Genomic DNA, 21,777 nt, shown 5'->3' with positions numbered 1-21,777 from the left:
TCAGACCACCGGGCGCACCGAGGCGAGCACCGCCTCGAGCTGCACGCCCGTCAGCGTCTCGTGGCGCAGGAGCGTCGCCGCGACCTCCTCGACCGCCGGCCACTCCGCCCGCAGCAGCGCCTCGGCCCGCGTCGCCGCGTCCGCGACGAGCCCGCGCGCCTCGGCGTCGACGAGCTCCAGCGTCGCCTGGCTCAGGGTCGACAGCTCCTGCAGCTGCGCGCCGAGGAACACGTCGCCGCCGTCCTCGCCCACGCTGAAGAGCCCGAGCCCGTCGCTCATCCCGTACGACGCGACCATCACGCGTGCCAGCCGCGCGGCCTCCTGCAGGTCGTCGCGCACGCCGGTCGACGTCTCGCCCGTCGCGATCCGCTCGGCCGCCGCACCCGCCAGCAGCAGCGCGAGCCGCGCCCGCAGGTCCTCGCGCCCGCGCACGACCTGGTCGCGCTCGCCGTGCGCCACCGCCGCCGTGCCGAGCGTCCGCCCGCGCGGCAGGATCGACAGCTTCTGCGGGCCGGCCGCGACGCCCAGCGCCCGCCCGGCGACCGCGTGCCCCGCCTCGTGCACCGCGACGAGCCACCGCTCCTCCTCGCTGAGGATCCGGTTGCGGGTCGCGGGCCCGGCGACGACGCGCTCGACCGCCTCGTCGAGCTGGTGCTGCTCGACCGCCCCGCCGCCCTCGCGCACCGCCAGCAGCGCCGCCTCGTTGATCACGTTCGCCAGCTCGGCGCCCGTGAACCCGGGCGTCCGGCGGGCGATCGCGGCGAGGTCGACGTCGCGGTCCAGCGGCGTCCCGCGCGCGTGCAGCTGCAGGATCTCGAGCCGCCCGTGCACGTCAGGCGCGTCGATCGTCACCTGGCGGTCGAACCGGCCGGGCCGCAGCAGCGCCGGGTCGAGGATGTCCGGGCGGTTCGTCGCCGCGATGACGACCAGGCCGGCGGACGCGTCGAAGCCGTCCATCTCGACCAGCAGCTGGTTGAGCGTCTGCTCGCGCTCGTCGTTGCCCTGCCCCACGCCGGCGCCGCGCTTGCGCCCCGCGGCGTCGAGCTCGTCGATGAAGACGATCGCCGGCGCGACCTTGCGCGCCTTGCCGAACAGGTCGCGGATGCGCGCCGCCCCGACGCCGACGAGCAGTTCCACGAACTGCGCGCCGCTCACGCTGAAGAACGCCGCGTCGGCCTCGCCCGCGACCGCGCGCGCGAGCAGCGTCTTGCCCGTGCCCGGCGGCCCGACGAGCAGCACGCCCTTCGGCGGCCGCGCCCCGAGCGCGACGTACCGCGCCGGGTCGCTGAGGTAGTCGCGGATCTCTGCCAGCTCGGTGATCGCGTCGCCCGCGCCCGCGACGTCGGCGAACGTCGTCGCGCCCTCCGTCCCCGCGTGCCGGCGCCCGTGGCCGCCGAACTGGGAGAACGCCGCGAAGCCCGCCGCGCCGGCGTCCTGCCCGACCCGGACGAAGAACGCGAACAGGCAGACCAGGATGAGGACCGGCAGGAGGAACTGCACGACGACCTCGCGCGCCGCCTTGCCCGACTGGTGCTCGACGGTGACCTCCGCGCCGGCGTCGCGCAGCCGCCGCAGCAGCGCGCCGGTCTCCGCGTCCGACGACGGGTAGGCCGCCGACACCTCGACGCCGCCGGTGGTGACGGCCACGACCTGCTTGTCGTGGTCGAGCAGCGTCGCCGTGCGGAGCCGCTCAGCCCGAGCGAGCGCCTCGACGGTCGAGATCGCGACGGACCGGCCGCGGACGTCGGGCCCGGTCGCCTGCAGCAGGAGCGCGAACGTCGCGCCGAGCGCGAGCGTCAACACGAGGAGGATCACCGCGAGCGGGTCGCCGAGAACGCGCGTGACCCCCTTGAGGAGCGCGTTCGCGGCCGCCTGTGCGGTGCGGGTCAGCACGGAGCGCGGATGCTACCCGCGGCCCACCGGCCGCGCGCGCGGGACGTCGTCGACGTCGCCCCTCCCCAGCGGCAGCTCGGCGACGAAGAACCCGACGCCGGGCGGGAGCGCCGCGTCGAGCAGCAGCCGCTCCGCGCGGATCCGCCGCACGCGCACGGTCCTCCTCGTGCCGCCGGCGTCGACGCGCACGCGCACGACCTCCTCGCCGGCCAGCCCGAACACGTAGCGCCGCTCGGCCCCGGCCGCGCTCTGGAGCACGACGCGCTTGGACGCCGGCGGAGCGACGCACCGCTGCACCTCGGTCGCGCCGGCCTCCAGCGCGAGGCACAGGCGCCGCGCGTCGGCGCGGGCGCGCAGCTCCCAGCGCTCCCCGGCGTCGCGCGGGGCGCGCGCGAGGACGACGGCCGGCGGCGGCTCGCCCGTCGCGCGCGGGACCGGCACCGGCCCGCCGTCGACGAGCCGGGTCGCCACCGCCGTGCCGGCCACGAGCGCCACCAGGCCGCCGAGCACCGCGACCCGCCGCACCCGGCGCGCGCGCCGCGCCCGCGTCCGGGAGGTGGTGCCGCGACCGAACCGGCCGCGCCGTGCCGCGGCGCCGCCCACCAGGCCGCGCTCGGCCGCCTCCGCGTGTCGCGCCACCGCCTCCTCCAGCTCGCGGAGGATCGGCAGCCCGGGGTCGTAGCTCACGCCTCCGGCCTCCAGCCCTCGTGCTCGGCCGCGATCACGTCCGCGAGCGCCCGCAGCCCGCGCGACACCCGCGCGCGCACCGCCGCCTCGTTGACGCCGAGCCGCGCGGCCACGACCTCGTACGGCAGGTCGTCGACGACCCGCAGCCGCACTGCCTCGCGCTGGTCGGCCGGGAGCGTCTCCAGCGCGATGGCGACCGTCTCGCGCACGTCCGCGATGCCGGCCAGCTCCTCGATCCGCTCGACCTCCTCGTCGGTGAGCCCGCGGCGCGGCAGCGCCTGGCGGCTGCGCGCGTCGAGGTCGGCCCCGGCCCGGCGCCGGTGGCCGTTCAGCACGGAGCGCGCGACGCCCCACAGCCACGCGGCCAGCTCGTCGTGGCCCGCCCCGCGCACCTGGTGGCGGTCGGCGATCGCACGGACGAACGTCTCGGCGACGAGATCGGTGGCCGCCTCAGGATCGAAGAGCCGACGCTGGAAGAACACCAGGAGCTGCTGTGCGTGGCTGCGGTAGAGGCGGGTGAAGTCGTCAGGATCCGGAGCCACGGTGGGCGGCGCGCATCATAAGCAGATCGATCGGCGTTAACGTGAACATCTTGCTGCGCACGTCCGCAGCAGCAGCGCGAGCGAGGCGCGTTCACGGACGACCGCCTCCTCCGCCCCTCCCGCCGGGACCTCCGCCGCGGTCAGCCGGCGCGCCCGCAGCCCCCGCCACCAGCCGGCCGACGCCTCGGTCGCGCGCTCGAGCACCGCACCGACCAGCCGCCGCTGCTGGTGCGCGACGCCCGGCGGGGCGACCACGACCGTCCACCGCCGCAGCTCCAGCGCCGGATCGTCGCGGCCCGGCGCCGACGCGAACATCGGCACGGCCCGCCCCGCGACCGTGACCGGCTCGCCCCGGCTGACCGCGAGCACCCGCGCCCGGCCGTGCACGACCGCGGGCCGTAGGCGCGAGAGCCGGTCGACCGCCGCGTCCGCCCGCCCCGACGCCACGGCCGCCGCCGGCCGGGCGACCCGGAGCACCCGCAGCGCGCCGGGGCGGGCCCGTGCCGCGCGCGCCGCACCGGCCAGCGTGAGCCGGTCGAGCGTCGCGCCGCGTGCCACCGCGACGGTCGTCGGCGTCCCGGCGCGCAGCCGGGCGTAGAGGGCGTCGAGCGTCGCCACGCCGTCGTCGGGCGGGGCGACCACGGCCACCCGGTCGGTCGTGAGCACCGCGACAGCCGGGACGTCCAGGTCGCCGCCGCGCCGCGCGAGCACGTCCGCGCCGGCCACCAGCACGTGCGTCCCGTCGCCCGCGTGCGCCCGGGCGAACCGCGCGATCGCCGCCCGGCCGCGCGGCGCGCGGCGCACCGCCACGCGCACCGGCGTCTCGGCGTCCTCGCGCACCGCGGCCGCGGCCAGACGGGCGATCCTCTCGCTCTCCGCGTCGACGCTCCACAGCGTGAGCGCCCGGTCGGGCAGCTCGGCCCGGCTCGTGGCGTCGTGCGGGCCCGCCAGGTCGACCGCGAGCGCGAGCACGACGAGGGCGAGCAGCGCGCGCCATCCGTTTCGCTCGAGGACGTCCATGCGTGGGGGCGGTCAGGCCGCGCGACGACCGTAGACACGCCCGCCTCCGAGCGCAACCGCGGTCACGACCTGGCAGCGAGTTCGGGCTCCTCGCGGTCGCAGGGAAGCAGGAACGCGTCGAGCGAGACGCCGAGCGCGCGGGCGATGCGCGCCATCTCGACGAACGGGACCGACGGACGCCGCCCCGCCTCGAGCTCCTCGAGCATGCTCGCGCCGACGTCGGCGAGCTGCGCGAGCTCCTCCAGCGGCATGCCCCGCTCCCGCCGGCGCAGGCGGACGTTGACGGCGACCGTCGCGTTCCCGCCGTCGGTCCCGGCGGGCGGGTCGGCCGGCGGCGCGTCGTCCCACTCGGACGCGAGCGACGTGACCGCGTCCGCCCACGAGCCGCCGAACGCCTTCGCGACGCGCTGCGCCGTCCACGCCCCGCGGACCGCGGCGGGCGCCGCGTCGAACGCCGCGGGCGTGAGCGCCTGGCCCGTCCGGTGCGGGATCTCCAGCTCGTCCGCCACGCACGCGAGCACCGCCAGCGCCAGCTGCCGCTCACGCGACGCCACCGGGCGCCTGGCGGCACGCCTCACCGCGTCGCTCCCGACAGCACAGCGCTCATCTCGCGTCCCTGCACCGTCCTGGCCTCCCTGACCGCACGTCAACCCACGGACCTGCGGCAACCTACGGTCCTTGTTGACACGCGGATGTAAACAGATCGCGATGCTGCACACAAGCACGGCTCTCTATGGGTCGGCAGACTCCGAGCGGCTAGGCTCGGGCGGCGATGCGCGACGTCGAGATCCGCGGCGACATGATCCGCCTCCAGCAGCTCCTCAAGCTCGCCGACGTCATCGACGCCGGCGCGGAGGTGAAGGCGCTGCTCGCCGAGGGCGAGGTGCTGGTCAACGGGGAGCCGGAGACGCGGCGCGGCCGCCAGCTCCACCCCGGCGACGTGGTGGTCGCCGAGGGCGAGGAGCTGCGGGTCGTCGGCATGCCCTGACGCGCGGCGACGTGGGAACGCAACGTCCTGGCGCGTCGCCGGGGTGAGCGCCGTGGCGGCCGGGGAGTGTCAACGCCCTGTTGCCTGCACGTTCTCTCCATGTCGTCGTCTTGGCCGCCGGCCGGGGCAGCCGCCTCGGCGCGCTGGGCGACGACCGGCCCAAGTGGCTGCTGCCCGTCGGCGGCCGCACCATCGCCGACCGCCACCTCGAAGGCATCCGGGCCGCCGGCTCCGCGGTGGCGACCACCACGGTCGTCGTCGGCCACGCGGCCGACGCGGTGGCCGGGGCCCTCGCGGCGCGCCCTGCCCAGGAGCCCGCGGTCCGGCTCCTCCACAACCCGGAGTACGCCGAGCTGAACAACTGGTGGTCGGTGCTGCGCGCCCTCCGCGCGCTGCCCGACGACGGCCGCACCGTCGCGTTCGTCAACTCCGACCTGTGCCTCGACCCCGAGCACGTCACCGCGTTCCTCGAGGCGGTCGCGGCGGGTGACGAGGCCGAGGCGCAGCTCGCAGTCGACCTCGAGCGCGAGCTGACCGACGAGTCGATGAAGGTCGCCCAGGCCCCGGACGGGACGCTCGCGCGCATCGGCAAGGTCGGCGTCGACGACCCGGCCGGCGAGTACGTCGGGATGCTGGCCGCCCGCGGCAGCGCGCTGTGCGCCCTGCGCGCGCGCCTGGAGACGTTCGTCGGCGACGACGCGCGGGCGGACGAGTGGTACGAGGGCGCCGTCGGGCGCACCGCTGCCGAGGGCGTTGCGTGGCACGTGTGGCCCATGCCGAGCGGCGTCTGGGTGGAGATCGACGACGACGGCGATCTCGCCCTCGCCGAAGGGCTGGCCGGCGTGCGATGAGCGCGCGGGCGATCGAGATCCCCCGGCTCCTGCACGTCTCCAGCGGCTGCCTGCGCGAGGTCGCGCCGCTGCTGGACGCGCACGCCTTCGACCTGGGCTGCGTGCTGGTCGGCAGCGGGCCCGGCCCGTCGCGGCTGCTGGCCGAGCAGGTCGCGGGCGGCCTGCGCCTGCACGGCGTGCGCGTGATCGTGCGCCCGCGCCTCACCGGCCGGCTCGACCAGGCCGCCGCGCTGGCGAGCACGGTCATCGAGGAGGGCGTCACGACCGCCGTCGCCGTCGGCGGCGGCCGCGTGCTCGACACGGTCAAGCTGGCCGCCGCGCGCACCGACGTCGAGTTCGTCAGCGTCCCCACCGCCGTCTCGAACGACGGCATCAGCTCCCCCGTCGCGTCGCTGGCCGGCAAGGACGGCACGCGCGCAAGCCACGCCGCACGGATGCCGTGCGGCCTGGTCGTCGACGTCGAGGCCATCGGCAGTGCGCCCGCGCGGACGATCCGCGCGGGCGTCGGCGACCTCGTCTCCAACCTCACCGCGTGCCTGGACTGGCGCCTGGCGGACGAGCGGGGCCACGACCGGTACGACGCCTACTCGGCGCTCATCGCGGAGTCCGCCGCCCGCCCCGCGCTGGACCTCGCGGACGTGACGTCCCCCGCCGCCCACCAGGTCGTCGCCGAAGGGCTGCTGCTGAGTGGCCTGGCGATGGCCGCGGCGGGCACGAGCCGCCCGTCCAGCGGCGCCGAGCACCTGATCTCCCACGCGCTCGACGCGCGGCTGGGCGCGCATGCCGCGCTCCACGGCGAGCAGGTGGCGCTCGGGGCGCTCGTCTCCTCCGCCGCGCACGCGTCGCCGCTGCTCGGCACGCTCACCCGCCTCTTCGACCGGCTCGGCCTGCCGCGGGCGCCCGAGGCGTTCGGCCTCACGCGCGCCCAGCTCGCCGATGCCGTCGTCGCGGCCCCCACGCTGCGGCCGGATCGCTGGACGGTCCTGTCGGACGACCGGTTCCGCGATCCCGCCGAGGCGGCGGCGCTCGTCGCCCGCGCGCTCGGCTCGGCGGGCCCCGCGGCGGCCGCCACGGCGGCGCCTACGCCGGCCGAGCTGGTCCGTTGAGGACCCGCTCGACCACGCGCGCCGTCGCCCGCCCGTCCTCGAGGTGGCAGAAGCGCTCGTGGAACGCCGCGTAGCGCTCCGCCGACCCCGCCACGACCGCGTCGAGGTCTCGGAGCGCGCCGATGAGCTCGTCCGTGGTCTCCAGCAGCGGCCCGGGCGCGATCGGCGCGAAGTCGAAGTAGAAGCCGCGCAGGCTGTCCCGGTAGGCCGCCAGGTCGTAGGTGTAGAAGAGCAGCGGCTTGCGCGTGACGGCGAAGTCGAACATCGCCGACGAGTAGTCGGTGACGAGCACGTCGGCGGCCAGGTACAGCTCGCTGATGTCGGGGTGGAAGGAGACGTCGCGCACCGCCGGGTGGTCGATCGCCTCCAGGCGCCCGGTCAGCATGTAGTGCAGGCGCAGCAGGACCGTGTGGTCGGCGCCGAGCTGCTCGGCGACGCGCCGCACGTCGAGGTCCAGCGCGAGCGCGCCTTCACCCCCGCCGAAGACGACGTCGTCCCGCCACGTCGGGGCGTAGAGCACCGCGCGGCTGCCGTCCGGGATGCCGAGCGCCCCCCGCACCCGTGCCCGGATCGCGTCGCGGTCGGGAGCGAGCAGCACGTCGTTGCGCGGGTAGCCGGCCTCGAGCACCTCGCCCTCGAAGCGGAACGCCTGCCGCAGGAAGGGGGTGCTCGCGTGGTTGGGCGAGACGAGCACGTCCCAGCGGTCCACGTCGTGCTGCAGGCGCTCCAGCCGCCCCTCCGGCGCCCACAGCACGTCCCAGTGGATGCGCTTGAGCGGCGTTCCGTGCCAGGTCTGCAGGTAGAGCGTCTCCGGCCGCTTGCGCCACTCGACCTCGGTGTGGGTGTTCGCCACGACGACGTCGGCGGCCTCGAGCGCGGCGACGCCCTCGGGGCTCGCCAGCTCGACGGTCTCGACGTCCGCGGGGAACGACGCGGCGTGCGCCGGATCGGCGAGCCACACGTGCTCGTGGCCGGGGGCGTGGCGCAGCAGTGCGGCGTGGATGGCGCGCGGGCTGTCGGAGTAGCGCCCGGCGAGGCTGTTGAAGACGAAGCGCATCGGCTGTGGCCCGTCCTTTCTCGCCGCGCCGCCGTCCTAAACCAACGAGCGCGGTGACATGACTCCCAGTCAGGGAGAGGACCGGCACCCGTGATCGCACCGCTCCCCCTGCGGGCCAGGACGCTCCGCGCGCTCGCCGCCCGCGGCGTGGCCGTCCCCGCGTACGACCGTCCCGCCGTCACGCCCAGCGTGGTCCATATCAGCGTGGGCTCGTTCCACCGTGCGCACCAGGCCCTGTACTTCGACGAGCTCGCCCAGCGCGGCATCTCCACCGGCTGGGGCGTCGTCGGCGTCGGGCTGCACCGGCCGGAGATGCGCGCGGCGCTCACCGCGCAGGACGGCCTCTACACCGTGCTGGCGCGTGGCACGGGGGGCGATGCCGCGCGGGTCGTCGGCGCGATCCGCCGCTACCTCTTCGCGCCCGAGCACGGCTTCGCCGTCACCGAGGCGCTGGCCGACCCACGCACGCGGCTCGTCACGCTGACGGTCACCGGCCACGGCTACCGGCTCGACGCGGACGACGACGTCGGCGTGCCCGCGACCGCGCTCGGGTTCCTGGTCGAGGCGCTCGCCCGCCGCCGGCGCGCCGGGCTTCCCCCGTTCACCGTCCTCTCGTGCGACAACATCGCCGGCAACGGCGCCGTGGCGCGCGCCGCGGTGCTCGGCCTGGCGGGGCGGCGGGATCCGCGGCTGGCCGCGTGGATCGAGCGCTACGGCGCGTTCCCCAGCAGCATGGTCGACCGGATCACGCCCCGCACGACCGACGCCGACCGCGCGCGCCTCGCCCGCGAGCACGGCGTGATCGACCGCTGGCCGGTCGTGACCGAGCCGTTCTCGCAGTGGGTCGTCGAGGACGCCTTCGCCGACACCCGCCCGCCCCTGGACGAGGTCGGCGTCGAGCTGGTCGCCGACGTGACGCCATACGCGCTGGCCAAGACGCGGCTGCTCAACGGCAGCCACTGCGCGCTCGGGCACCTGGGCGCGCTGGCCGGTCACGCGACGATCGACGCCGCCGTCCGCGACCCGGCGCTGCGCGCGTACGTCGACGCGTTGATGGCGAGCGAGGTCGCGCCGCTGCTGCCGCCGGTCCCGCGGCTCGACCTCGCCGCGTACCGCGCGACGCTGCTGCAGCGGTTCGCCAACCCGACGATCGCCGACCCGCTGGAGCGCCTGCGCCGCAACGGGTCCGCCAAGATGCCCGAGCACGTGATCTCGTCGCTGGCCGAGGCGCGCGCCCGGCGCCGCCCGCACCCGCTGCTGACGCTGTCGGTCGCCGCCTGGCTGCGCTGCCTGCGCGGGACCGACGAGCGCGGGCGCCCGCTCGCGCTGGAGGACCCGCGCGGCGCCGAGCTGCAGGTGCTGGCCGCGGCGGGCGGGCTGGACGCGCTGCTGACCGACCGCGCGCTGTTCGGCGACCTGGCGGGCGACCCCGCGGTGGCGGCCGAGGTCACGCAGGCGGTCGCGGCGCTGGATCGCGACGGGGTGCACGCGGCGGTCCGCGCGGCGCTGTCGGGCGAGGGGCGGGTGGCCGCGTGAGCGACGTGCTGCACCGCTTCACCCCGATCGACGCGGGCGCCGTGAAGGTGCTCCTGTGCGACGCCGACGGCAACCTCTTCCCCTCAGAGGAGCCGGCGTTCGAGGCGTCGACGCTCGTGACGAACCGGCTCCTGGCCGACCTGGGGATCGCGCGGCGCTTCACCCCCGACGAGTTGCGGCGCGAGGCGCTCGGGCGCAACTTCCGCGCGACCGCGCTCGACCTCGCCACCGAGCACGGCGTGCTGCTCGACGACGCCGAGCTGGAGCGGCGGGTCGCGGAGGAGCGCCGCGAGGTCACCGCGCACCTCGGGCGCGTGCTGCGCCCGGACGCGGCGGTGCGCGACCCGCTGAGCGAGCTGGCGCGGTGGTACCGGCTGGCGATCGTCAGCTCCAGCGCGCTGGCGCGGCTGGCGGCGTGCTTCACGGCAACGGGCCTCGACGGGCTCTTCCCGCCGGAGGGCCGCCACAGCGCCGAGGACTCGCTCCCCGTCCCGACGAGCAAGCCGGACCCGGCGGTCTACCTCCACGCGGGCGCGCGGCTGCACGTCTCCGGGCCGGAGGGGCTGGCGATCGAGGACGCCGTCGCGGGCGTGCGCTCCGCGGTCGCGGCGGGGTTCCCCGTCGTCGGCAACGTCCAGTTCGTCCCCGTGGGTGAGCGGGAGCAGCGGATCGCGGAGCTGCGCGACGCCGGCGCGGCGGCGATCGTCGCGTCGTGGCGCGGGCTGGCCGAGCTGCTGGGCGCGCTCAGGCTGCCGCCGCGGCAGGCCGTGCCGTAGCGACCGCCGCGCACGCCACGGCGGGCACGTCGGTGATGACGCCGTCGACGCCCGCCCGCGCGACGCGCTGCAGCCCGGCCGGGGTGTTGACCGTCCACGCGCGCACCGCGAGCCCCGCCGCGTGGAGCCGCGCGACGCCCGCCGCGTCCAGCGCGCCGTGCCAGACGCCGAGGCCCTCGGCCCAGGTCGCGAGCGTGCGCAGCCGTCGCGCGCTGACGGGCGCGTGACGGACGAGCGGCGCGACGGCCAGCTCGGGCGTGGCGCGCTTGAGGCGGTGCAGCGCCGACGCGTCGAACGACTGCAGCACCGCACGGTCGACCGCGTCGTGGCGGCGCAGCGCGTCGGTGACGGCGGTCTCCCACGCCGGGTCGGGATCCTTCAGCTCGACGAGCAGCCGCGCGCGGCCGGCGAACCCGGCGAGCACGGCGGCGAACGTGAGCGGCCGGACGCGCGCGTCGAGCCGGGCGAGGTCCGCGCACGTCATCCGCGCGACGCGGCGCGGGTCGAGCGCGGTGCGCCACAGCGTCCGGTCGTGCACGACGACCAGCTCGCCGTCGGCGGTGGCGCGGACGTCGAGCTCCAGCGTCCCGGCGCCCTGGACGAGCGCCAGCTCGTAGGCCTCGAGCGTGTGCTCCGGCGCGTCGGCCGACGCGCCGCGGTGCGCGATCACGTCCATGCCCGCATGGAACCGCCGCGCGTGCGGGCAGATGTTGCCCCGGCGTCACGGCGATGTGACGATGCGGGGAACTACGCCGCTAGGTCGACGACGAGCGCGGAGTGGTCCGAGAGGCCCTCCAGCCGCCACTCGTGCACGTACGCGCGTGCGGTGACGTCGAGGCCGCGCACGAGGACGTGGTCGAGCCGCCACCCGCCGCGGTTGCGCGCGAAGGTCCACGTGCGCTCGGGCGCGTCGAGGTACGGGTCCCGCCAGCCGTGCTCGGCGCGCAGCGTGTGGACGAGCGCCGCCTCCGCCGCGTGCCACCGCTCCCCGCGCTCGGGGCGCAAGGTCCCGTTCGACTCGTGGGCGAACGTCAGCACGGTGCCGTCCGGCAGGTCGCGGCGGGGCGTGTTCAGGTCCCCCGCGACGACGATCGGGCCGGGCCGCTCCCGCAGCCATGCGTACAGCGCCTCGTGGTGGAGCACCTTGGCCAGGCCGGGCGACGGGGAGATCGGCGAGTGCGTGCACACGACCTCCACCCCGCCCACGACCGCCGCCACGGCGCGCTCCTCCCAGGGCAGCTCGGCCTCGATCGGCAGCGGCTCGAGCGGCGCCCGGGCGGCGATGAACGTCCCGAGCCTGCGCGGCTTAGGGGGTGTGAACGTGTCGAGCGGCGTGACCGTGTGCGCGAAACCCGCGTCCGCCAGCGCCGCCCGCCACAGCGGCAGCGAGTTGACCGTCACCTCCTGCAGGCAGACGACGTCCGCGCCGGCGGAGAGGACGGCCGCCGCCTGCTCAGGCTGGCGCTTGATCCGGTTCGCGACGTTCCACGTGAGGAGCCTCACCGCGCCCGGGAGCGTGCCAGGTTCCACCCGCCCCAGCCGTCCGGTCCGGGCGCGGGCGGCGCCAGGCGGGCGGGGAGCGCGGGCACGGCGTCCGCCGACAGCGAGCGCAGGTAGGACGCGTCGACCTGCGCGCCCCGCGCCGCCCGATCGAGGTTGCGCTCCGCGATCCGCCGGTCCGGGTCCGCCGCGACGAGCACCAGCAGGCCGCCGGCGACGGTCAGGACGAACGCGCGCGGCACCCACCGCAGCCGGTTCGTCGCCACGCCGGCCAGCGCCACGGCGAGCAGCGCGCCGACGAGCACCAGCGCCCACCCGGCGGCGACGCGCAGCCGCGTCCAGCCGTAGGCGTCGAGGTAGAGGTCGAGCCGGTGGAGCGCGCTCGCCAGCACCACGAACGTCAGCACGACGAGCACCGCCAGCAGCGCCCGCAGCGCCGTCCGGGCGCCGCCGGGGCCGAAGCGCAGCGCGCTCCCCACCACCGCCAGCGTCAGCGCGGCGACGACGAGCAGCTGCGCGAACCCCTCGTGCGCGTAGTCCGCGTACGTGAGCCCGTCGGTCCGCCACACGTGGTCGTCGGCGCCGAAGAGCACGCTGAGCTGTACGCCGACGAACGTCGCGAACAGCGTCACGAGGGCGCCCAGCCCCAGCAGCCACTCGGTCGCCCCGAGTCGCAGCCGCGCCGGGCCGCCCGGCGCCGCCGCCGCGCCGGCCTCGCGCGTCAGCGCCAGGCCGCCCGCCAGCGACACGACGCCCGCGAAGGCGATCGCGCGACCCGGGAGCCGATCGACGTCCCAGCCGGTCGGCAGCGCCTCGCCGGCCAGATCGGCGAACGCCTCGTCCGCCGACGCGAACAGCAGCCCGAAGACCGTCAACAGGCCCACGGCGAGCGCCGCCCCGCGGGCCACCGGGGCCACCTGCGCGGTCGCCCGCTCGGGCACCGCCGTGCGCGCCGCGCGCAGGAGCACCGCCCCGCCGACCGGCGTCCGCGCGGCGAGGCTCGTCGCGCCGACGGCCAGCTGCCGCCACGAGCGCCCGCCGGCCATCGCCAGCGCCCCCAGCACGAGCGCGCCGCCGAGCGCCGGCAGCACGACCCACGTCGCGTCGCGCAGCACCGCCGACGACGCGAGCAGGAGCGCGAGCGTCGCGCACGCGATCCGCCACCGGTCCGCCGACCGCACCGCCAGCGCGCCGCAGCCCGCGAGCGCGGCGAAGACCAGCAGGACCCCGAGCCCGAGCCGCTCGCCGGGCAGCGCCGCCGCCGCGAGCAGGCCCGCCGCCACCGCCGCGGCCAGGAACGTCACCGGATGCCGTCTCATCGTGCCCCCTTGTCCGGCTGCCCTGCGGGCAGCTCCACCACCATCCGCGCCCCGTGGGGCTCGGCCTGCTCGACGTGGATGCGCCCGCCGTGCAGGTCGACGATCCACCGCGCGATCGAGAGCCCCAGGCCCGCGCCGCCGGCCACGCCGGAGCGCGCCGCGTCGGGCCGGTAGAAGCGCTCGAAGACGCGCTCGGCCTCGGCGGGCGGGATGCCCGGGCCGCCGTCCTCGACCTCCATCACCGTCCACCTCCCGCGCGCCCGCGCGCGAAGCGCGACGACGCCGGGCACCGGCGAGACGCGCACCGCGTTCTCGACGAGGTTCGCGATCACCTGGTGGATGCGGTCCGGGTCGCCGCTGGCGCGCAGCTCGGGGTCGGCCTCCACGCGCAGCTCGACCCCGTCGGCCGCGTGCAGCCGCGCCTCGCGCGCGACGTCCTCCAGGACGTCGGCGACCGCGAACGGGCGGCGGTCGAACGGCTCGGCCTGCGCCTCCAGCCGCGACAGGTCGAGGAGCTGCTCCACCAGCCGCCCGAGCCGCGCCGTCTGCGCGAGCATCGTCTCGACCGTCTCCGGGTCGGCCTGCTCGACGCCGTCGGCGACGTTCTCCAGCTTCGCCCGCAGCGCGGTGATCGGCGTGCGCAGCTCGTGCGACACGTTGGCCACCAGGTCGCGCCGCTGCCGGTCGACCTCCGCAAGCTCGCGCGCCATCGCGTTGAACGCACGCGCGAGCTCCCCGATCTCGTCGTGCCGCTCGTCGCTCACCCGCACGGTGAAGTCGCCGCGACGCATCCGCCGGCTGGCGGCGACCATCTCCCGCAGCGGCGCCGTCAGCCCGCGCGCGAGCACCTGCACGAGCGCGAGCGCCAGCGCCGCGGCGAGCAGCGCCGCCGGCACGACCGGGATGCCGTTGCGCACCGCCGTCAGCCCCGCCACGTCGCTCACCGCCACCCCGACGACGATCACGACGCCGAGCTTGAGCTTGATCGAGGAGAGCGGGTCGAGCGGGCGCGAGATCACGACTCGAACGCGTAGCCGACGCCGTGGGCGGTCCGGACCCAGCGTGCGCCGATCTTGCGCCGCAGGCCGGCCACGTGGGTGTCGACCGTGCGCGCGCCCGAGCCGTCGGCGTAGCCCCAGACCTCGGTCAGGAGGCGCTCGCGCGAGAAGACGACGCCGGGCCGGCGGGCGAGGTGGAGGAGCAGGTCGAACTCCGTCGGCGTCAGCCGCACCTCCTCGCCCTCCACGTGGACGCGGCGGCCCGCGACGTCGATGACGAGGTCGCCCGCGTCGATCGGCGCCTCGGCCGACTCCTCCGCCCAGCGGTCCGCCCGGCGCAGCAGCGCGGTCACGCGCGCGACGAGCACGCGGGTGGAGAACGGCTTGGTCACGTAGTCGTCGGCACCGGCGTCGAGGCCGACGAGCTCGTCCGCCTCACCGTCCCGCGCGGTCAGCATGAGGACCATGGGAACGGGGTCGAGGTCCGCGTGCAGACGCCGGCACACCTCGAGCCCGTCGAAGCCCGGCAGCATCACGTCGAGGACCACCAGATGCGGCTTGATGCGATGGCACAGGGCGACGCCGGAAGGCCCGTCCCCGGCGGTCTCGACGGTGTGTCCTTCGGCGCGCAGGCGGGCCGCGATGGCGTCCGCGATGGCCTGCTCGTCCTCGATGACGGCGATGGTCCGCGGTGTCATTGGCGCGACACTAGATCCCGGTCAAGTGCGCTTCGTGCGAGGATTGTGGGCATCCGGTGAAGAAAACTACGGAACCTTCCCACCGCCAGGACGGTTAAGGTGGACACGCTCCGTACCTCGAGGGAGACACCGTGGAAGCCTCCGCACTCAGAGCCCCAGCAGGACTGACGCGCCGCAGCTTGCCGTCGCCGCTCCTGCGGCTGCGGTCGGACGAGCAGCTCGTGGCGCTGTTCCGTGCGGGCAGCGACGACGCGTTCCGCGTGATCCACGACCGGTACCGCGCGCGCCTGTTCGCCTACACGCGCCAGATGCTGGGCGGCTCGCGCACCGACGCGGAGGACGCGCTCCAGGACGTCTTCCTGCGCGCGCACACCGCGCTGCGCCAGGACGAGCGCCCGATCATCCTCAAGGCCTGGCTGTACCGCGTCGCGCACAACCGCTGCATCGACCAGATCCGCCGCCCGACGCCGGCGGCCAGCGAGGTCTTCGAGATGTCGCGCACGCCGCTGCCCGACCCGCTCGAGCAGGCCGAGCGCCGGGAGGACCTGCGCCGCCTGGTCGAGGACGTGCAGCGGCTCCCCGAGCAGCAGCGCTCCGCGCTCCTGATGCGCGAGATGGAGGGGCTCTCCTACGCGGATCTCGCGCAGGCGCTCGACACCTCCGTACCGGCCGTCAAGTCCCTGCTGGTCCGCGCCCGGATCGGGCTCGTCGAGGCGGCCGAGGCGCGCAACACCGCGTGCTCGGACATCCGCGACGACCTCGCGCTGTCGTTCGGCAAGGGCGTCCGCGCGAGCGCGAAGGCGCGCAAGCACATGCGCGAGTGCTCGAGCTGCCGGGCGTACCGCAAGGAGCTGCGGACGGTCTCCAACGGCCTCGCCTCGCTCACCCCGCCCGGGCACCCGCTGCTCGGCCTCTTCGCGAAGCTGCTCGGCATCGGCGGCGGCGCCGGCGGTGCGGCCGCGGGCGGCAGCGCGGCGGCGGGCGGCGCGGCCGCGGTCGGCGGCGGCGTGGTCGCCGGCACGACCGCGAAGGTCGCGGCGGTCGTGTGCTGCGCGGCGGTCGTCGGCGGCGGCGCGGTGGAGATCAAGCGCCACGCGCCGCAGAGCACGGGCACCGCCCAGGCCGAGAAGCAGGAGTCGTCCAAGCGGGCCGCCGGTGAGGACCGGTCGCCCGCGCGCGCCGTCGCGGCCGCCGCCGCAGCCGCGAGCGCCTCCGGGCCGCGCGCCACGGCGCCCAACCGCATCGCGGCTGCCGCGGTCACGTCGAAGGCCGTCAAGACCAAGAAGGCGAAGGCGCGCACGATCGCGAAGGTCGCCATCCCGGTCAACGAGGAGCCGATCTCGCCGCACGTGCGCGAGGCCGAGGCGCCGTCGCTCACCCCGGCCCCGGCCGGTGACCCGACGACCGGCGGCGCGATGGCGCCCTCGGAGCCGGCCGCCGCGACCCCGGCCCAGCAGGAGCCCGCGGGCGCCGCCACCGGCACGACCGCCCCGGCGAGCACACCGGCCGCGTCGCCGGACGGCCAGGCCGTCGCGCAGGCCCCGGCGACGAGCCAGCCCGCCACGGGCACGTCGGGCCAGACCGGCGCCAACCCCGGGCCGTCCGCGCAGGCGGCGTCGCAGTAAGCCACGGCCCAGACGGCCGCGGCTTGCTAGATCTCGCTAGCGCTCGGGCTAGTACCCCGCCACGCCGCCGCCCGGCTCCTGGCGACCGACCGCCGGCGCGCCAGCACGTCCGCGGCGCGCTGCGCGGGTACCTTCCCGGGATCGACCGCTACCTCGCCACCCTCGAGCACGAGGATCTCCTCGTGCACCGCGGGCGCCGCTCCGGCGTCTACTGCATCGTCGCCGTCCACTCGACCGTGCGCGGCCCCGCGCTCGGCGGGTGCCGGATGTGGACGTACGACGACGCGCGCGCCGCGATCCGCGACGCGATGCGCCTGTCACGGGGCATGACCTACAAGTCCGCCGTCGCGGGGCTCCCCCTCGGCGGCGGGAAGGGCGTGATCATGCTCCGCCCCGGCCAGGCCGTCGCGAGCCGCGAGGACGTGCTGCGCGACTTCGGCGACGCGGTGGAGCGGCTCGCCGGCGCGTACGTGACCGCCGAGGACGTCGGGACGTCGACCGCCGACATGGACGTCATCGCCGAGCAGACCGCGCACGTGAGCGGCCGCGCGCGCGAGCACGGCGGCTCCGGGGACCCCAGCCCGTGGACGGCGCTCGGCGTCGTCACCGCGATCGAGGTCGCGTGCGAGCGCCGGTTCGGCACGGCCGACATGGCGGGCCGCAGCGTCGCGGTCGTCGGGCTCGGGAGCGTCGGTCTGCGCGTCGCGCAGCAGCTCGCCGCCGCGGGCGCGCGCGTGGTCGCCGCCGACATCGACGAGGGCAAGCGCGCCGCCGCCGAGGCGCTCGGCGCCCGCTGGCTGCCGCCCGCGGACGCCGCGGTCGCGCCGGTCGACGTCTACGCGCCCTGCGCGCTCGGCGCGGTGCTCGACGACGAGACGATCCCCGCGCTCCAGGCGCCGGTCGTGGCGGGCGCGGCGAACAACCAGCTCGCCGACGACCGGCACGCGGCGATGCTCGCCGAGCGTGGCGTCCTCTGGGTCCCGGACTTCGTCGCCAACGCCGGCGGCATCATCAACATCGCGGTCGAGCTCGAGCCCGGCGGCTACGACGAGCGGGTCGCCGAGCAGCGCGTGCGCGGCATCGGCGACACCGTGCGGCAGATCTTCGACGCCGGCGGCGACCCGCTGGCCGCCGCCATGGCGATCGCCGAGCGCAACCTCAGCGCCTGACCGTCACCGTCGTCGCCTGAGGCACGACCTTCCCGCCGCCGACGCTGATCGCGTAGGTGAGCGTGACCTTGCCCGCCCGTCGGGCCCGCCTGCGGTCGGCGCGGTCGAACCGCAGCTTGGCGGCGACGCGGTAGGAGCCCTTCTTGCGGGCCGCGCTCGCCTTGCCGACGGGGCGGAACGTGCCGCGCGAGAGGGTCGTCCTGCCGGCCTTCGCGGTGACGGTGCCGGTGCAGGCGCCGGGGCACGACAGCTCGACCTTCGCGGACGGCGCGCCCCCGCCTCCGAGCACCCTGCGGATCGTGTCGGCGATGCGCTCGGTGTCGAGGTAGTCGCGGATCGCCTTGCTCGCCGCGTCGACCTTGGCCTGGTCGGCGCGCTCCTGCCGGCGGCGCCGCTCGAGCTCCCGCGCGATGACCTCGGCGGCGTTCTGGGCGAGCGTGTCGTTCGTCCCGGCGGCGGGCGGCGCCGGCTGGGTGATCGGGTCGACGTGGTCGGCGACGTCGCTGCGCACGAAGCTCACCGTGGCCGTCCAGGTCAGCGTGCACGAGACGGTCGTGCCGGGGTCGAAGCCCGGGCAGTGCTCGCCCTGCGCCCCACCGGAGACGAACTGCGCGATCAGCTGCGGCCCGAGCGCGCTCGCGGGCAGGTCGAAGACGGCGTCGAACGGCCCACCGGTGGGGTCGTCGACGTCGCCGTCGAGCTTGGCGATGGTGGCGCCGGGGCTGCGGCCGTCGTCGCACGTGCCCGTCACGTCGAGCAGGTCGGTCACGCGCACCGCGACGTGCGACGAGTCCGCGAAGCCGGCCGGGGCGATGCTCGCGCGGCCCCACGCGTTCGGCTGGCCGTCGGCCAGGCACTCCAGCCGCGTCGTGCCGGTCCACGTGTCCTCCTCGACCGACCGGTAGCGGCCCGCGATCCGCTCCTCGACGATGCCGTTGCCCGACTCCTCGACGCGCCCGTCCACGAAGCGCACGAGCGGCAGCGTGCCGCGGAGCTTGCCGGCCAGGTGCCAGGTCTGGTCCAGGCTGTTGTCGCGCGAGCCGCTGTGCGACTCGGCGTGCTTGACGTGGTCGTACGCGACGTCGGCGTCGATCGTCACGTCGTAGGTGTGCGTGGCGGCGGTGGCGGTGCCGGCGCTCAGCGCGAGAGCGGCGAGCAGCGCGGGCGGGAGGAGGTGGAGCCGGGGCATGCGACCACCCTGCGCCACACCCGGCGATCCCACATCAGGGACACCCCCGCGACTTCGCCCCGAGCGCCCGCCGAGCCACCCCGAACGGGTCGGGGGGTCAGGGGGCGCGCAGGCCCTCGGGCAGCGTCACGCGCTCCACGCCCTCGGGGAGCCGCCCCTCGCCCGCCAGCTTCCCGAGGTGCGCGTCGAGCGTCACCGCCGCGGCCAGCCGCAGCGCGGCCGGCGCGTCGGCCCACACGCGGTCGAGCAGCTCGTCCACGCCCCGCAGGCCGTCGTCGAGCGCCGCCACCAGCGCCCGCTCGCGCTCCAGCCGGTGCGCGATGTAGCCGTCGATGTGCGCCGCCGGATCGGTCACCACGGGCCCGTGGCCGCACAGGAGCAGCGCCGGCCGGGCGTCGCGCAGGCGGGTCAGCGCGGCGAGGTAGTCCGCGAGCTGGCCGAGCACGAAGACGCTCCCCTCGCCCAGCACCGTGTCGCCGGTGAACGCGACGCCCGCGCCGAGGAACGCGAGGTGGTCGGGCGCGTGGCCCGGCGTCGCGAGCACGGTCAGCGGGCCGAACGTGTCGCCGTCGGCGAGCGTCACGTCCACGTCGCCGTGCGCCGCCGCCACCGGCGCGCCCGTCGCCGCGCGCACCGCCGGGACGCCGTCCGCGTGGTCGTGGTGGTCGTGCGTGAGCAGGATGCCGCCCGCGCCGCCCCGCGCGTCCACCTCAGCCAGCACCGCCGACCGGTGCGCGTCGAGCGCGGGGCCGGGGTCGATGACCCAGCACGGCTCGCGCCCGACGACCCACGTGTTCGTCCCGGTCAGCGTGAAGGGTCCGGGGTTGCCGGCCCGCAGCAGCGCGACGTCGTGCGCCTCGAGCGCGGCCGCGCTCATCGCTGCTGGGTCAGGCGGTGGATGTCCCCCTCCAGCGACACCGCGTACACGCGCCCGCGCCCGTCCTCGCCGAACGTCGAGATGCTCCCCACCTGCGGGAGATCGAGCTGGCGGTCGTTCTCCGCCCCCGACGCGGTCAGCCGCGCCGCGCGGATGCGGCCCAGGCAGAAGTCCGCGTAGACGTACTGGCCGCGCAGCGCCGGCAGATCGGGCGCGCGCACGACGTAGCCGCCGGTGATCGAGCACCACCCGTCGTCGTGCGACTTCTCCACCACCGGCGGGACGTGGCCGGGCGCGTCCTCGTCGGGGTAGAGGCGCTGCGTCCCCTCGAACGGCCGCCAGCCGAAGTTCGCGCCGCTGCCCCGGTCCTTGGCGACGAAGTTGACCTCCTCCACCGCGTCCTGCCCGACGTCCGCGATCGTCAGGTCGCCGGTGGAGCGGTCGAACGAGAACCGCCACGGGTTGCGCAGGCCGTAGCTGTAGATCTCCGCCCGCGCGCCGCCGCGGCCCACGAACGGGTTCGAGGTCGGCACGCGGTACGCACGCCCGCCGCTGCGCCGCGGGTCGATGCGCAGGATCTTGCCGAGCAGCGAGCCGAGGCTCTGCCCGTTCCCCCGCTCCCCGTGCGGGTCGCCGCCGCCCCCGCCGTCGCCGGTGCCGATGTACAGCAGGCGATCGGGCCCGAACGCGAGCTGCCCGCCGTTGTGGTTGGCCTCCAGCCCCGGCGCCTTCAGCACGAGCCGCGCGCTCGCCGGGTCCGCGACCTCGAGGTTCGAGCGGCGCGTGCGGAACTCGACGATGCGCGTGTCGCCGGCGCGGTCGGTGTAGTTGACGTAGAAGCGGCGCGACGTCGCGTAGTCGGGCGCGAACGCGAGCCCCAGCAGCCCCTGCTCGCCGCCGGCCTGGATGCGGCCGCGGATGTCGAGGAACGGCCGGGCCACGAGCCGCCCGCCGCGGATGACGCGGATGCGGCCGGGCTGCTCGGTGACGAACACGCGGCGCGTGTCGCCGGGCGGGGCGGTGAGCGCCGTCGGCTGGTCGACCGACGCGACGCGGGCCAGGCGCACGGGGCCGCTCGGGCTCTGCGCCTGCGTCGCCGTCGTCTCGCTCTCGGTCCGCGCCGGCGTGGTCTGCGCGGGGGTCGTGGTTCCCGGCGTCGTCGCGCGCTCCCCGCCGCCGTCGTCGTCGGAGCCGCAGCCGGTGGCGCTCACCGCGAGCGTGCAGGTGAGCAGGAGCGAGCGAGCGAGCATCTACCGTCCTTCAGAAGAGGCCGTTGGGGAGGCTCGCGCGCAGCAGATCCACGTCGCACGCGGCCGGGTCGTCGAAGCAGTCGACGGCGCGGGCGCGCGCCGTCTTGGTGATCACGCGGCGCTCCACGAGGTGGCGGAGCCCGTCGATGAGCTCGGCCCGCACCGCCGCGAGGATCGCGGGCGGCTCGACCTTCAGCTCCATCCCGAGCCGCGACGCGAAGCGGGTCTGGAGCGTCGCGAGCTCCTTGCCGGTCGCGGTCCGCGGGTCGATCTGCGCGGGATCGTCGCGCAGCGAGCCGTACGCGCGCCGGATGCCACGCCGGATCTCGACGTTCGTCACGCCGAGGCGCTCGGCGAGGTCGTCGAGGAAGTACGCGCGGAAGCGGGCGCGGCGCGTGTCCTCGCGCATCCGCTGGCGGAGCTGCACGCCGCCGCCCTCGTGGGTCGCGCGCGGCCGGTCGTACGTCCGCGGGACGTCGCGCTGGCTCGGCGACTCGGGCCGCGTTGCCGCGAGCGCGAACGGCCCGTCGGTCGGCGTGGCGGGCGCCGAGCGCTCCTCCTGCTCGTCGTCGGCAGCCCGCTCGGTGCGGACGTCGGGCGCGTCGCCCGCCGATCCCGCGGCCACGACCACGAGGCCGACCGCCAGAGCGGCGACCGTGGCGAGGAGCAGCACCCGCGACATGAGGCCAGTGTGGC

The 21,777-nt window shown here is 76.6% G+C and carries 21 protein-coding genes and 1 pseudogene; 7 read left to right on the top strand and 15 right to left on the bottom strand.

The features are described 5' to 3' along the window. The 5 genes from ftsH to AC1UE5_RS08685 all read right to left on the bottom strand — a co-directional run bounded on the left by ftsH (nt 1) and on the right by AC1UE5_RS08685 (nt 4,696). On the bottom strand, nt 1-1,893 hold the full coding sequence (gene ftsH / locus AC1UE5_RS08705; protein WP_482922182.1) for an ATP-dependent zinc metalloprotease FtsH: 1,893 nt from the start codon (nt 1,891-1,893) through the stop codon (nt 1-3). Nucleotides 1,894-1,905: 12 nt separating this feature from the next. Continuing rightward, nucleotides 1,906-2,580 carry a hypothetical protein gene (locus tag AC1UE5_RS08700; protein WP_482922180.1) on the bottom strand — a complete coding sequence of 225 codons (675 nt, stop codon included), beginning with the start codon at nt 2,578-2,580 and terminating at the stop codon, nt 1,906-1,908. Beyond that, nucleotides 2,577-3,122 (bottom strand): RNA polymerase sigma factor, encoded by a 546-nt coding sequence (locus AC1UE5_RS08695; protein ID WP_482922178.1) that lies wholly within the window; start codon nt 3,120-3,122, stop codon nt 2,577-2,579. The genes AC1UE5_RS08700 and AC1UE5_RS08695 overlap by 4 nt, the downstream gene beginning before the upstream one ends. A gap of 36 nt (nt 3,123-3,158) precedes the next feature. Further along, complete coding sequence (locus AC1UE5_RS08690; protein ID WP_482922176.1) at nt 3,159-4,142, bottom strand: hypothetical protein; 984 nt, start codon at nt 4,140-4,142, stop codon at nt 3,159-3,161. A 62-nt stretch (nt 4,143-4,204) separates the two neighbouring features. Then, complete coding sequence (locus AC1UE5_RS08685) at nt 4,205-4,696, bottom strand: helix-turn-helix domain-containing protein (protein WP_482922174.1); 492 nt, start codon at nt 4,694-4,696, stop codon at nt 4,205-4,207. A 218-nt stretch (nt 4,697-4,914) separates the two neighbouring features. On the opposite strand from AC1UE5_RS08685, the gene AC1UE5_RS08680 reads away from it, so the two are divergent. From AC1UE5_RS08680 to AC1UE5_RS08670, 3 genes are all read left to right on the top strand, one after another. After that, entirely contained in the window at nt 4,915-5,130 is a 216-nt protein-coding gene (locus AC1UE5_RS08680; RefSeq protein ID WP_482922172.1) for an RNA-binding S4 domain-containing protein, read from the top strand. 110 nt (nt 5,131-5,240) lie between these two features. Further along, nucleotides 5,241-5,981, top strand: a complete 741-nt coding sequence (locus AC1UE5_RS08675) for a phosphocholine cytidylyltransferase family protein (RefSeq protein WP_482922170.1) — start codon at nt 5,241-5,243, stop codon at nt 5,979-5,981. Then, nucleotides 5,978-7,087, top strand: a complete 1,110-nt coding sequence (locus AC1UE5_RS08670; protein WP_482922168.1) for an iron-containing alcohol dehydrogenase — start codon at nt 5,978-5,980, stop codon at nt 7,085-7,087. Before AC1UE5_RS08675 ends, AC1UE5_RS08670 begins: the two co-directional genes overlap by 4 nt. Here the strand turns inward: AC1UE5_RS08670 and AC1UE5_RS08665 are convergent. Further along, a complete protein-coding gene (locus AC1UE5_RS08665; RefSeq protein ID WP_482922166.1) occupies nt 7,062-8,144 on the bottom strand; it encodes a CDP-glycerol glycerophosphotransferase family protein in 1,083 nt (360 codons plus the stop codon). The genes AC1UE5_RS08670 and AC1UE5_RS08665 overlap by 26 nt on opposite strands. Before the next feature lie 90 nt (nt 8,145-8,234). On the opposite strand from AC1UE5_RS08665, the gene AC1UE5_RS08660 reads away from it, so the two are divergent. Next, nucleotides 8,235-9,680, top strand: coding sequence for a mannitol dehydrogenase family protein (locus AC1UE5_RS08660; RefSeq protein WP_482922164.1), 1,446 nt, complete (start codon nt 8,235-8,237; stop codon nt 9,678-9,680). Then, nucleotides 9,677-10,458: pseudogene (locus AC1UE5_RS08655) on the top strand (HAD family hydrolase); the annotation flags it as partial. The gene AC1UE5_RS08660 and the pseudogene AC1UE5_RS08655, both read left to right, overlap by 4 nt. On the opposite strand, the gene AC1UE5_RS08650 reads toward AC1UE5_RS08655, so the two are convergent. The 5 genes from AC1UE5_RS08650 to AC1UE5_RS08630 form a co-directional block, all read right to left on the bottom strand. After that, nucleotides 10,425-11,132: a glycerophosphodiester phosphodiesterase gene (locus AC1UE5_RS08650; RefSeq protein ID WP_482922162.1), complete on the bottom strand. Its 708-nt coding sequence runs from the start codon at nt 11,130-11,132 to the stop codon at nt 10,425-10,427. The pseudogene AC1UE5_RS08655 and the gene AC1UE5_RS08650 sit on opposite strands and share 34 nt — an antisense overlap. Before the next feature lie 71 nt (nt 11,133-11,203). Next, on the bottom strand, nt 11,204-11,959 hold the full coding sequence (locus AC1UE5_RS08645) for an endonuclease/exonuclease/phosphatase family protein (RefSeq protein WP_482922160.1): 756 nt from the start codon (nt 11,957-11,959) through the stop codon (nt 11,204-11,206). Further along, entirely contained in the window at nt 11,956-13,275 is a 1,320-nt protein-coding gene (locus AC1UE5_RS08640) for a DUF4153 domain-containing protein (RefSeq protein WP_482922158.1), read from the bottom strand. Before AC1UE5_RS08640 ends, AC1UE5_RS08645 begins: the two co-directional genes overlap by 4 nt. Beyond that, a complete protein-coding gene (locus AC1UE5_RS08635) occupies nt 13,272-14,294 on the bottom strand; it encodes a sensor histidine kinase (RefSeq protein WP_482922156.1) in 1,023 nt (340 codons plus the stop codon). Before AC1UE5_RS08635 ends, AC1UE5_RS08640 begins: the two co-directional genes overlap by 4 nt. After that, nucleotides 14,291-14,971, bottom strand: coding sequence for a response regulator transcription factor (locus tag AC1UE5_RS08630; RefSeq protein WP_482922155.1), 681 nt, complete (start codon nt 14,969-14,971; stop codon nt 14,291-14,293). Before AC1UE5_RS08630 ends, AC1UE5_RS08635 begins: the two co-directional genes overlap by 4 nt. A gap of 179 nt (nt 14,972-15,150) precedes the next feature. On the opposite strand from AC1UE5_RS08630, the gene AC1UE5_RS08625 reads away from it, so the two are divergent. Both AC1UE5_RS08625 and AC1UE5_RS08620 read left to right on the top strand, forming a co-directional pair. Next, entirely contained in the window at nt 15,151-16,596 is a 1,446-nt protein-coding gene (locus AC1UE5_RS08625; protein WP_482922154.1) for an RNA polymerase sigma factor, read from the top strand. 182 nt (nt 16,597-16,778) lie between these two features. Then, entirely contained in the window at nt 16,779-17,765 is a 987-nt protein-coding gene (locus tag AC1UE5_RS08620) for a Glu/Leu/Phe/Val family dehydrogenase (protein ID WP_482922152.1), read from the top strand. Here the strand turns inward: AC1UE5_RS08620 and AC1UE5_RS08615 are convergent. The 4 genes from AC1UE5_RS08615 to AC1UE5_RS08600 form a co-directional block, all read right to left on the bottom strand. Further along, complete coding sequence (locus AC1UE5_RS08615; RefSeq protein WP_482922150.1) at nt 17,755-18,954, bottom strand: hypothetical protein; 1,200 nt, start codon at nt 18,952-18,954, stop codon at nt 17,755-17,757. The genes AC1UE5_RS08620 and AC1UE5_RS08615 overlap by 11 nt on opposite strands. 97 nt (nt 18,955-19,051) lie before the next feature. Next, a complete protein-coding gene (locus tag AC1UE5_RS08610; protein WP_482922148.1) occupies nt 19,052-19,831 on the bottom strand; it encodes an MBL fold metallo-hydrolase in 780 nt (259 codons plus the stop codon). Continuing rightward, complete coding sequence (locus AC1UE5_RS08605; protein ID WP_482922146.1) at nt 19,828-21,081, bottom strand: PQQ-dependent sugar dehydrogenase; 1,254 nt, start codon at nt 21,079-21,081, stop codon at nt 19,828-19,830. Before AC1UE5_RS08605 ends, AC1UE5_RS08610 begins: the two co-directional genes overlap by 4 nt. Before the next feature lie 10 nt (nt 21,082-21,091). Next, a complete protein-coding gene (locus AC1UE5_RS08600; protein WP_482922144.1) occupies nt 21,092-21,763 on the bottom strand; it encodes a hypothetical protein in 672 nt (223 codons plus the stop codon). Nucleotides 21,764-21,777: the final 14 nt, after the last annotated feature.

The sequence above is a fragment of the Parviterribacter multiflagellatus genome, from assembly GCF_056863265.1.
The sequence above is the reverse complement of the archived record's forward strand: the minus strand, read 5'-3'. Positions and strand labels throughout refer to the sequence as shown.